This window comes from Magnetospirillum sp. WYHS-4 (assembly GCA_039908345.1).
Taxonomy (GTDB): Bacteria; Pseudomonadota; Alphaproteobacteria; order Rhodospirillales; family GLO-3; genus JAMOBD01.
Window position 1 is genome coordinate 1 of the sequence record JAMOBD010000008.1, and the last position, 11,424, is coordinate 11,424.

Sequence of the window (11,424 nt, forward strand, 5' to 3'; positions counted from 1 at the left end):
CTCATCTCGGCCATAGGAAGCTCCCGTCTGAAGATGGTCGTGAAAAGACAACCTTGTCAGACAGGAGGCCTCGCCGCCTCCGCCACTCCCCTACCGCGAAGCGGTTTCGTTCAATCCCCCGAGTCACTTCAGTGGCGAAACGGTATTACAGCCGCGGCAAGCCGTAAACCGCGTTAACCTGAGTTCGGAGCCCTGGGGGCCGGATCGGCGGGCTTGCCCCGCGCCGTCAAAATGCCTATATTCTATGGAACCTGGAGGAACTGGAGAAAACCATGGCTGCCCGAACCATTTCCGCCTACGCAGACGCGAAGACAGCAAGCGTCATCGAGCGCATCGCGCAAAGCGAAGACCGGTCACCGGCGCAGATCGCTGCGGCTGCCCTGCGTTTTTATGCCCGCCTGCCGGCGGAAGCACATGCCGCTTTCCGGCGCATCGAAAAGTTGGGGACCGCACAGGACATCGACACACTGGCCCGCGAGATCACCCGTAAAACCCTTGACGCCGAATGGGAGGTCGCCCATCGCCAACTCGTCACCGAGATGAAGGCGGGCGAGATTCCCGCCAGCGAGGATGAAATTCTGTCCGAAGCCGTGCGACTGACCCAATGACGGCGCCGACGCTCAACCTGTGTCTGGACCTTAACGTCTGGTGCGCCGCCTTTTTGGCCGACCGTAAGGGCTTGGATGGCACCGCGACTCAGACCCTGGTGCGGATGGTCCGCACCGGTCAAGTCGGCGAAATGCCGGTGCAATTGATCATTTCCTGGGGAATGCTGACCCGGTTGCGCAAGGTGATGGAGGTCGATTGGGGCATCTCCCGTGCGACGGTCGATCCTGTTATCGAGGCCATCGCCGGTTACGCCCGCACGGGAGCCGCCGGAACGGCGCCTTACCTTACCCTTGGTGGAACGGGGTTGATGCCGATACGCGATCCAGAGGACGCCCACGTTCTCGACACGGCGCTGGCCGGCCGGTCGCACCTCCTGGTCACCGCCAATTTCGATGACTTCGTGACCGCCAAAGGCCGTGTTCTGGAATCAGGCAAGATCGCCATCGTTGAGACGGCCGCTGCGAAGTTGGTGGTGGCGCATCCCTTCCGGGCGGTAGCTTGGCTTCGGCAGGGCATTTTTCCCGAGGCGGAAATGGTTGAGCGCCTTCTTGAGTTGTGAATAATTCACCGACCAAACCCAAACTTCCCCTGCTGCTGATCCCATTCCATCGGGAACGGCTCCATCACCCTTGACGATACAGCCCTGCCGGTTGCGCCGTGAGCCAACCTTGCTTCAAATGTTAGTGCAAACCGATGCCTGATGCCTCCTGGGGCGCAAGGAAAGGCGAAGCGGATCGTCCTTGATGGACCGCCCGGGAAATTCATCCTCCCGCCGGGAATTCCTCCCCGGCAATCACCAAGCCTTCCTTGCCCGCCGAGACCTTGACCGTGGCGCCGTCCTTGATGCGGCCTTCCAGGATCAGGCCGGCCAGGGGATTCTGCAAGGCGCGCTGGAGGGTGCGCTTCAACGGCCGGGCGCCGTAGATCGGATCGTAGCCCTTGGCCGCCAGCCAGGCCTTGGCCTTGTCGTCAAGCTTGAGCGTGACTTGGCGGTCGGCCAGCAGCTTGGCCAGACGCCCCAACTGGATCTCCACGATGCCGTCCATCTGGGCGCGGAACAGGCGGTGGAACAGGATGATCTCGTCCAGGCGGTTGAGGAACTCGGGCCGGAAGGCGGCGCGCACCACTTCCATGACCGGGCCGCGCACGGCGCTCGAATCCTGGCCTTCCTCCTGGTTGGCCAGGATGTCGCCCCCCAGGTTGGAGGTCAACACGATCAGCGTGTTGCGGAAGTCCACCGTCCGGCCGTGGCCGTCGGTCAGGCGCCCGTCGTCCAACACCTGCAAGAGCAGGTTGAAGACATCCGGATGGGCTTTCTCCACCTCGTCGAACAGGATCACCTGATAGGGGCGGCGGCGCACGGCTTCGGTCAGCGCGCCGCCTTCCTCGTAGCCGACGTAGCCGGGCGGCGCGCCGATCATGCGGGCCACCGCGTGCCTTTCCATGTATTCGGACATGTCGACGCGCAGCAAGGCCGTCTCGTCGTCGAACAGGAACTCGGCCAGCGCCTTGCACAGTTCGGTCTTGCCCACCCCGGTCGGCCCCAGGAACAGGAAGGAGCCGACGGGCCGGTTGGCATCCTGCAGCCCGGCACGGGCACGGCGCACGGCGTTGGCAACGGCGGCAAGGGCTTCCGTCTGGCCGATCACGCGCCGGCCAAGGTTCTGTTCCATCTTGAGCAGCTTGTCGCGCTCGCCCTGCAACATCTTTTCCACCGGCACGCCGGTCCAGCGCGAGACGATGGTGGCGATGTTCTCGGCCGTCACGGTTTCCTGGACCATGCGGCCGGATTCGACTGTTTCGGCATCCACCAATTTTCGTTCGAGGCGCGGGATCAGGTCGTAGCGCAGTTCGCTGGCCTTTTCGTACTGGGCCTCGCGCATGGCGCGGTCGACGGCCAGGCGGGCCTGTTCCAGTTCCTCCTTGATGCGGGTGGCGTCGGCCAGCTTGCCCTTCTGGTCCTGCCACTGCTTGGTCAGGGCGGCGGCGCGGAGGTCCAGCTTACGCAGTTCCTTTTCCAGTTTTTCCAGCCGGTCCCTGGAAGCGCTGTCGCTTTCCTTCTTCAGGGCCTCACGCTCGATCTTCAACTGGATGACGCGGCGGTCCAGTTCGTCCACTTCCTCGGGCTTGGAATCGACCGTCATGCGCAGCCGGCTGGCCGCCTCGTCCACCAGGTCGATGGCCTTGTCGGGCAGGAAGCGGTCGGCGATGTAGCGGCTGGACAGCGTCGCCGCCGCCACCAGCGCGCCGTCGGCGATGCGCACGCCGTGGTGCAACTCGTACTTTTCCTTGATGCCGCGCAGGATGGAAATGGTGTCTTCCACCGTCGGCTCGGCGACGAAGACCGGCTGGAAGCGCCGGGCCAGCGCCGCATCTTTTTCCACGTGCTTGCGGTATTCGTTCAGCGTGGTGGCGCCGACGCAATGCAGTTCACCGCGCGCCAAGGCCGGCTTCAGCAGGTTGGAGGCGTCCATGCCGCCCTCGGCGGCGCCGGCCCCCACCAGGGTATGCATCTCGTCGATGAACAGGATGATCTCGCCTTGGGCGGCCACGACGTCGTTCAGCACCGCCTTCAGGCGTTCCTCGAATTCACCGCGGAACTTGGCGCCGGCCACCAGGGCGCCCAGGTCGAGCACCATCAGGCGCTTGCGTTTGAGGGGCTCCGGCACGTCGCCGCTGACGATGCGCTGGGCCAGCCCCTCCACCACGGCGGTCTTGCCGACGCCCGGTTCGCCGATCAGCACCGGGTTGTTCTTGGTGCGGCGTGACAGAACCTGGATGGTGCGCCGGATTTCCTCGTCCCGGCCGATGACCGGGTCGATCTTGCCTTCGGCGGCCGCGGCGGTCAGATCGCGGGCATATTTCTGCAAAGCCTTGTAGCTGTCTTCGGCGGACGGCGAGTCCGCCCTACGCCCCTTGCGCAGAGTGTTGATCGCCCGATTCAGATTCTGCGGCGTGACGCCTGCGTCCGCCAACACCTTGCCCGCCGTGCCTTCGGCGGCCAGGGCCATGGCGAGCAGCAGCCGTTCGGCGGTGACGTAGCTGTCGCCGGCTTTCTCGGACACCTGGATCGCCTGATCGAGCAACCGGCCGGTTTCGGCCGACAAATAGACCTGCTGGGCACCCGAGCCCTCGACACGGGGCAGCTTGGCGAGTTGGGCGCCGACGCTTTCGAAGGCGCGGGCCGGCTGGCCGCCGGCTTCCTTGATCAATCCCGAGGCCAGGCCCTCCGGGTCCTCCAGAAGCACCTTTAGCAGGTGCAGGGGCGTAAGCTGCTGGTGATTCATGCGCATGGCCAGGGTCTGGGCCGATTGGATGAAGCCGCGCGACCTTTCACTGAATTTCTCGAAATCCATAGCCCGACCTCCAGCTTTTTTGCTTCAGCGCATCCCTAGATATGTCCTAAAACGAAGCGGTCGCAAGGATGCCCCATGCCGCTGTCCGTTATTCGCCTTAGCCGCTACCCCGTGAAGGGTCTCAGTTCCGACCGCCTGGAGGCGGTGGACTTGACGCCCGGCCTCGGCTTGCCCGGCGACCGACGTTTCGCCCTGGCGCTCGAATCGACGCGCTTCGAGCGCGACAGCCCCGAATGGCTGCCCAAGACCAGCTTCCTCATGCTCGCCCGCCACGAGAAGCTGGCGGCCCTGGAAACCCGCTACGACGAGGCGGCCGAGATCCTGACCATCCTGCGCCGGGGCCGCAAGGTGGTGAGCGGGCGCCTGACCGATCCGGTGGGGCGGGCGATGATCGAGGATTTCTTCTCCGCCTACATGGGACGCTCCATCGCCGGCAAGCCGCGCCTGGTCGAGGGCCCGCCGGGCCATATGTTTTCGGACCATCGCAACAAGGTCGTGTCGCTGATCAACCTGGCCTCGGTGCGGGAACTGGAGCGCTTGGCCGGTCGTCCCCTGGATGCTGATCGCTTCCGCGGCAACGTCCTGTTCGATGGCGGTGGCCCCTGGGAGGAATTCACCTGGGTAGGACGCGATTTCCAGGCCGGGGGCGTTCGGCTGCGGATCGCCAAGCGCATCGAACGCTGCCCGGCCACCAGCGTCAATCCGCTGACCGGCGAGCGGGATGTCAACGTCCCTCTGCTGCTCAGGCAGACCTATGACCACGCCGACTTCGGTGTCTATGCCGAGGTCATGGAGGCCGGCCGGCTGGCGGTCGGCGATGTCCTGCTTCCCGTCTGATCCCTATCTTGGAGCCAGGGCGGGGATGCGCACCAGGGCGATGCAGGCAGCCCCCACCAGGCAGGCGCCGCTGCAAATCGCGAAGGCCAGCGGAAAATTCCCCAGATCGCCCAGCATGCCGCCCAGGATGGGTCCGGCAATACCGCCCACCCCGTAGGACAGGAAGACGAAGGGATAGTTCTGGCCGACCCGCGCCGCCCCGAAGGTGTCGGCGGTAACCGTGGGGAAAAGGGCGAAGTTTCCGCCGAAATTGAAGCCGATCAGGGCTGCGCCCAGGTAGAGCAGCACCTCGTTGCCGGCCATGGCGGTGAAGAAGAACAGCACCGCGGCCTGGCCGACGGTCATCAGCAGGATGGACTTCCGTCGTCCCAGGCGGTCGCTGAGACTGCCCCAGGCGATGCGCCCGATGCCGTTGGCCAGGCTGAAGAACACTCCCATGGCGGTCCCGGCGATGGCGCTCGCCTCGGCGGCGCTCAGGCCCGCCGCCTGCAGGGCCTCCATGGGATAGAGCTTCATCAGGCCGATGGACATCAGGCCCGCCCCGGCGCTCACCGCGAAGGTGGCGAAGATCAGGTAGAACTGGGGCGTGCGCAGCATCTCGGCGCTGGTCATCTCGCAGGCTTCGCCCCCGGCCGCCGCCGGCGGTGGGTTCCATCCGGCCGGCCGCCAGCCGCCTGGCGGAAAAGCCATCCAGATGCAACCGACACCCACCAGGACGGCGAAGGCGATGCCGTAGGCCACGAAAGTACCGCCCAAGCCGATGCGCTCGACCAAGTGGCCCCAGGAATCGGCGGCCTTGATCCAGCCCATGGCGCCAAAACCGAAGCCGGCCACCGCCAAGCCGGTAATCAGGCCCTTCTTGTCCGGGAACCAGCGCATGCCGACCGCGATGGGCACCACGTAGCCCAGTCCGATCCCGGCCCCGCCCACCACGCCGATGCCCAAGGTGACGACCCAGAAGTCGGTGGGGCCGAGAAGGCCGGTGGCGATATAGCCGGCGCCCAGGACCAAACCTCCCCGCAGCACCAGCCGGCGCGGCCCCCAGGCCGCGATCCTGCGCCCGGCCCAGACCATGACCACCGCGAAGACGGCCAATCCGACGGAAAAGACCACCTGGGTATCCAGCTTGCTCCAACCGGCGGCGCGCAGAGCGGGGGTGAAGACGCTCCAGGCGTAGATGACGCCCAGACAAAGCTGGATCAGCACGGCTCCGACCACCACCAGCCAGCGGTTGGTCATCATCGGTTCGGACATTCCATGCCTCCCTGGATTTCGCTTTACTTTAGGCGAGAAACGCAATGAACTAAAGGGGGAGGAAAAACGGTGACGATTCGCAGCATCCTGGTGTCCATCGATGGCAGCGAAGCCGGTGCCGCCCCGCTGGAGGCGGCCGTTCGCACGGCGGCACGCCTGGATGCCCATCTCGACGTGCTGCATGTCCGCCCGGACTCCCTCACCGAGTTGCCGGCCATCGGCGAGGCCATGCCGGACCATCTCGCCCACAAGATCGCCGGCCATACGGACCGTCAATCGGACCTGCGGGCGGAAGCGGCGCGGCGCCAGTTCGATGCCGCCCTTGCGTCCATAGACCTTCGTTCGGCCGCCTGGGTGGAGAAGACCGGCCGTCGGCACATGGTCTTGCAGCGCTTGGGCCGGGTCCACGACCTGATCGTGGTCGGGCGCCCCAGCCATCGCAAGGACATTTCGGGCAGCCTGGTGATGGACGCCCTGTTCGAGACCGGGCGTCCGGTCCTGGTGGTGCCGCCCGGGTTTTCCGGAGAATTCGGTCGCCGCATCGCCATCGCCTGGAACGGCAGCCCGCAATGCGCCCGCGCCATCGGCGGAGCCACGAACTTTTTCGGCTCGGCCGAAGAAGTGGTGGCCCTGACCGCCGAAAGCCATCATACGCCGGTCAGTGTGGTCCCCGAACTGGCCGCCTATCTGGAACGGCATGCCGCCAAGGTTCGCACCCGCGTTTTCGCCCACATGGGCAAGAAGCCCATGGGCGGCAAGGCCCTGCTGACGGCCTGCGCCGAGGAGAACGTCGATCTGCTGGTCATGGGCGCCCGGCGGGTAGCCCGCTGGCGCTGGCGGGACCTGTTGCTCGGCCATGCCACCGGGCAGGTGCTGCGGCACACCACGCTTCCCGTCTTGATGGGACACTGACGCGATGGCTTCAGCGTGGCGGGCGGTCCTGGTCGCGCTGGCGTTGGCTGCCTGCGCCGGGCCGGCGCCGCTTTATCCCCCCAAGCCGACGACGCCCCTTGAGCCCGTCGACTGGCTCTCGACCCTGGAAAGCCGGATTCCGCCCTTGAAGCACGAGCGCGGCAGGCGCTGGCCCCTGGTCCTGTGGAACGGGCCCGGCTTCGAGCCCTTGCCACCCGAGACCATCGGCGGGCTTCTGGCCCGCGGCATCGTGCCGCATATTCGTCTGGACGAAGCGTCGATTCCCGCCGCCAAGGCCTTGCAGGCCGCCGGCGCCCCCGTGATCGCCGTCGAGGGCAAGGGGGGCAACTGGCCCTACAGCCTGGGCGGCGATCCCGAGACATGGGCGCACCGGTATCCGGAGGGCAAGAAGATCCCCGAGGAATGGCGAGCCATGCCATCCCCCATGATCTTCAAGGGGTGGGCGGTCGCCGAAGCGCAAATTCGCCAGACCTTGTCCCGCTTCAAGGACGCAGGCGTTGTCCTGGACGCCGCCTGGCTGGACTGGGAGGTCGAGCCCCATGTCGCCAGCTTCAAGGCCGCCATCGAATCGCCGTCGTCGCGCGCCCTTCTGCCCGCGCCGGCTGCGGCCGATGGACACGCCTTCATGCTCTTCCGCCATCACCTTTGGATGGGGCTGATGTCGGCCTATGTCGCCGCCCCCATCCGCGAAGCCAATCCCAAGGTCTCGGTGACCAACTGGATGGCGGTCCTGTCCTCGGAGGAACGCCCGGTGCCGACCTGGACCGCTCATGCCCTGCCCCCCACCGGGCCATCGCTGATGACCGCCACCAATCCCACCGCCTACGGGGTCGACCTCGCCTTCCTGACGGGCTGGGACGAGGACTGGCCGCTCGATCGCGACCATGTGGATCGGTTCTATATGCAGGTTCTGCTGCGCCAAGTTTCGGCCGACAGCCATAACCGGCGCCGGATAGCGCCCTATTTGGAGTCCCTGCCCTGGGTGGCGCGCTGGGTGCGGATCGCGGACGAAGAGCGCAAGCCCGGTGATCCACCGTTGCCGATGGTGCCGGCAATGAGCCGCGAGGCCTATCGCGAAGCCCTTCGCCATCTCTGGCTGCGCGGCATCGACGGCATGCAGGTCTTCAACTCGCCCACCACCTCGGACAACGAAAGCGCCATCGCCGAGGTGGAGGACGCTGCCGCCGTTTACGACGAGATGCTGGCCTTCCGGGAGTTCCTGGAACAAGGCGATGTCATGAACCTCGACCATCCCGATCCCGGCCAGGACGGTCCGATCTGGTCGGGCCTGCGGACACGGGATCGCGCGCTCCTGCGGGTCTTTCCCGGGGGTGGGGAGCGGTTCCTGGAAATCGAGGCCTGGCCAGGAGCGGAAGTGTCCGTTCCCCTGCCTCCCGAAGGCGCCACCTACCGACTGCGGCGCGCCCCGGAAGGCGGGATCGAGCTGGAGGCCGTCCGGTAGCTCATACATGGCGTAATCGGTGAGTGGCTGCCCTCCATCTGGCGATGGGGTCGAGATAGAATCGCCCCAGGGCAAAAGCCACGGACCTAAATCCGGCGGTTAGGCCGTCACGACCGGTGTCCCGGCATGAATATGTCCTTAATATCGCACAATGGCATTTAATTCGTTACCATGAGCAATTAATACGCGATAAAGAACATGAGCGCCGCAAGCAGGTCATTCGGCTTTATCGCAAGGGCCACAAGGTCATGCCGAATCGTGGAGTTGTGCGGGAAGGACTGCTCCTGCTCATCGAGACGGATGAAGTGCGGCGCCACCAGATGGAGCGCCTGCGCCAGGACATCCAGGTCGGGCTGGATCAACTGGAGGCCGGACAGGGCATTCCTGCCGACGATGTATTCGCCGAGGCGGCGGCTTTCCTCGGGAATGCCGTTATCAAGGGGGCATGCGGATGCGCTACGAGAGGGCGGACACCCGGACTGGAAGGGCCTGCGCAGCATCGCCGCCGTCATCTGCGCCCGCACCGACAAGAAAACCGGACGGACGGCCAGCGAAACGCGGTTCTACATCGCCTCCCTGCCGCCCGAGGCCAAGCGCATTCTCGACACCAGCCGCACCCATTGGGGCATCGAGAACAATCTCCACTGGACCCTCGACGTCACCTTCCGCGAGGATGCCTGCCGATCCCGCAAGGACAATGCGCCCCTGAACCTCGCTCTCGTCCGCAAAATCGCCCTCAATCTCGTCAGGCAGGACAAGTCCTGCAAGCTCCCCCTCAAGCGCAAACGCCTCAAGGCCGCCCTCGAACCAGATTACAGGGCCGCCCTCATCGGCCGTTAACGATTCATGGGTTCGCCCTGGGACTGAGGCTGGACAGCGTCGGGGAATTCTTCTATAAGGCGCCTCTCTCCGCAAGGAGCGCCTGGGTAGCTCAGTTGGTAGAGCACGTGACTGAAAATCACGGTGTCGCTGGTTCGATTCCGGCCCCAGGCACCATCGAATTCAAGGGCCTAGCCGGGGGACCGGCTAGCCCGGATTTCTCACCAACCTGACAAAGGGGGTTCCTGAGGTGCGGTTTACGGAGGCGACTGTGGCGATGCCACGCGCCATCGTCCGGATGTTCCGGTTGGCTCTGGCCGATTGTGGTTCCTCTCCTGTTGACGATCTGGTTCCTGGAGCCGCTTACGCCGCGGCGGTGGATAGTCGGGCGTAGGCTTCGGCCCATTCGGCCTGCCAGGGGTAGCCGGAGGCCATGGCGATCCCGATGCGCCGCACGCTAGTTCCGACCAAGGCGCCGATCTTCAGGAGCTTGAGGCGGATGGTGCCGCAGGAGGCCTTGGGGAACTGGGTTCGGGCCAGGGCGATGCGCCGGAGCGCGGCCAGCAGCACATAGGCCATGGAGGCGAACCACAGGCGGAGCTGGCTGGCGCGAGGCCAAACAAAAACTCGGCGCCCGAACCCGGCTCTTCGAGCATATCCGCACCATCACCGCCTATCTCGTCTTCCCCTCGTGGGCCAGTCTCTTCCGCTCCATCCGAACCGGAGTCCCACCGCCACAGACCGCTTGATCGACGGAAACCAACCCCCTCCTTTCCCCGCAACCCCAGAAACCGCCGCTCGACGCCATAATGAGAACTGCTGCACCCGCCCCGTTGCCTTGGAACGGCGGCGGGTGCATCCTATATGTCGAACGGGGAAAGTGCGGGGCCGTCAATCCTTTGCGGGGGTCGGCCATGGATATCGAATTCGAAGCTGCGGTCGGCGATTCGCCCGAGGCCTTGTTGGCCGAATTGAGGGGCTGGCACGCCAAGCCGGGCGGCTATTCCACCTTGCTCCTGGTTTCTTTCGGCATGCTGCCGGTGGAAGGCGCTCCCCAGGATCTCTGGCTTGATCTCAAGAAGTCGCTTCTGGCCATCCGCAACCGTCATCGGGCGGGTCTCTACCATTTGGGCCTGGGCGAGAACGCCATCCTGCTCCGGCTCACCGAGTTCAACCAGGTCGGCGTGCTGTCCGATCTGAAGATCGAGATCCTGCGCCTGATCCAGCAGTACTTCGCCGAACACTTCGGGCGCATCGACCAGGCGCGGCTGTTCCGCGTCGTGCCCTTGAAGACCAAGTTGAACAACGCCATCCACTTCCTGGAACGGTTCACCGGCCAGGAATCGGAAGCCAAGGCGGCCGCCGCTCCGGCCCGGCGCCTGGAGGACGATGACATCCGACGGGTCGAACAGGTGGCCGGCCAGATCGGCCCGCGGGCCTTCGCCAGGGCCTTCGTGCGCAGCCAGCGGGTGGTAACCATCGAACCTGGCGGTCAAGGCACCCCGGTGGTCACCGGGCGCGAATTCTTCGTCAGCATGGATGCCCTGAAAAAGGCTGTGTTTCCAGAAGTCGAACTGCGCGGTGCCGGGCATCGCTTCAACCAACTGACGGTGGCCCTCGACCGCCTCTTGCTGCAGGCCTTCGACGAGGTCAACCCGCAAGGCCTGCCGGCATCGATCAACATGAATGTGGAAACCGTCTTCACGCGCAGCTTCGAGACTTTCCTGCGCCAAACCCGCCAGAACCACCTGGGCGGGATCGCCTTCGAGTTCCGCCAGGCGGACATCTTGCAAAACTTCGACGAATTCCTGCTGGCCCGCGACCTGATCGTGTCGCGAGGCGGGGAAATATGCGTGGATGCGGTCTTCACCGAAACGGTGGGAATCGTCAACTTGGTGCGCCTGGGCATTCCCTGGGCCAAGATCTTCTGGCGGGCCGGGGCCGAACAGATGCTGATGATCCGCTACGAGGACGTGAAATACTTGCAGGAATACGGGGCCCGCTTCACGCTTTGCCGGGTCGACGAACCGGCGGCCATCGCCATCGGCCACGAAGTCGGCATCACCTCGTTTCAGGGCTTTCACATCGACAGCCTGCTTCCCCCGGCTTGAGAAATCGGGTAAGAGCCTGCGCTTCCATTCGAACGAGAGGAAC

Annotated in this window: 10 protein-coding genes, 1 tRNA gene and 1 pseudogene; 8 read left to right on the plus strand and 4 right to left on the minus strand. The window is 65.2% G+C overall.

What is annotated here, in order from left to right:
• The first annotated feature begins 272 nt into the window (after positions 1–272).
• Positions 273–608 carry a hypothetical protein gene (locus H7841_04275; protein MEO5336101.1) on the plus strand — a complete coding sequence of 112 codons (336 nt, stop codon included), beginning with the start codon at positions 273–275 and terminating at the stop codon, positions 606–608.
• Positions 605–1,168 (plus strand): PIN domain-containing protein, encoded by a 564-nt coding sequence (locus tag H7841_04280; GenBank protein MEO5336102.1) that lies wholly within the window; start codon positions 605–607, stop codon positions 1,166–1,168. The genes H7841_04275 and H7841_04280 overlap by 4 nt, the downstream gene beginning before the upstream one ends.
• Positions 1,169–1,370: 202 nt before the next feature.
• Here H7841_04280 and clpB read toward each other — a convergent pair whose 3' ends face one another.
• Positions 1,371–3,965, minus strand: a complete 2,595-nt coding sequence (gene clpB, locus H7841_04285) for an ATP-dependent chaperone ClpB (protein MEO5336103.1) — start codon at positions 3,963–3,965, stop codon at positions 1,371–1,373.
• A 75-nt stretch (positions 3,966–4,040) separates the two neighbouring features.
• Between clpB and H7841_04290 the strand changes: the two genes are divergently transcribed.
• Entirely contained in the window at positions 4,041–4,802 is a 762-nt protein-coding gene (locus tag H7841_04290) for an MOSC domain-containing protein (protein ID MEO5336104.1), read from the plus strand.
• 3 nt (positions 4,803–4,805) lie between these two features.
• On the opposite strand, the gene H7841_04295 is transcribed toward H7841_04290, so the two are convergent.
• Positions 4,806–6,056, minus strand: a complete 1,251-nt coding sequence (locus H7841_04295; protein ID MEO5336105.1) for an OFA family MFS transporter — start codon at positions 6,054–6,056, stop codon at positions 4,806–4,808.
• 69 nt (positions 6,057–6,125) lie between these two features.
• Here H7841_04295 and H7841_04300 point away from each other — a divergent pair, with 69 nt between their 5' ends.
• A complete protein-coding gene (locus H7841_04300; protein ID MEO5336106.1) occupies positions 6,126–6,968 on the plus strand; it encodes a universal stress protein in 843 nt (280 codons plus the stop codon).
• A 4-nt stretch (positions 6,969–6,972) separates the two neighbouring features.
• Positions 6,973–8,451: a hypothetical protein gene (locus tag H7841_04305; GenBank protein MEO5336107.1), complete on the plus strand. Its 1,479-nt coding sequence runs from the start codon at positions 6,973–6,975 to the stop codon at positions 8,449–8,451.
• A gap of 179 nt (positions 8,452–8,630) precedes the next feature.
• Here the strand turns inward: H7841_04305 and H7841_04310 are convergent, their stop codons facing one another.
• On the minus strand, positions 8,631–8,813 hold the full coding sequence (locus H7841_04310; GenBank protein MEO5336108.1) for a hypothetical protein: 183 nt from the start codon (positions 8,811–8,813) through the stop codon (positions 8,631–8,633).
• Between the two features lie 64 nt (positions 8,814–8,877).
• Between H7841_04310 and H7841_04315 the strand changes: the two genes are divergently transcribed.
• Together H7841_04315 and H7841_04320 are read left to right on the plus strand one after the other, a co-directional pair.
• A complete protein-coding gene (locus H7841_04315; GenBank protein ID MEO5336109.1) occupies positions 8,878–9,291 on the plus strand; it encodes an ISAs1 family transposase in 414 nt (137 codons plus the stop codon).
• Between the two features lie 80 nt (positions 9,292–9,371).
• Positions 9,372–9,447 (plus strand) — tRNA-Phe (locus H7841_04320).
• A 186-nt stretch (positions 9,448–9,633) separates the two neighbouring features.
• On the opposite strand, the pseudogene H7841_04325 reads toward H7841_04320, so the two are convergent.
• Positions 9,634–9,879: pseudogene (locus tag H7841_04325) on the minus strand (transposase).
• 305 nt (positions 9,880–10,184) lie between these two features.
• Between H7841_04325 and H7841_04330 the strand changes: the two are divergent.
• Complete coding sequence (locus H7841_04330) at positions 10,185–11,381, plus strand: hypothetical protein (GenBank protein ID MEO5336110.1); 1,197 nt, start codon at positions 10,185–10,187, stop codon at positions 11,379–11,381.
• The last annotated feature ends 43 nt before the right edge of the window (positions 11,382–11,424 follow it).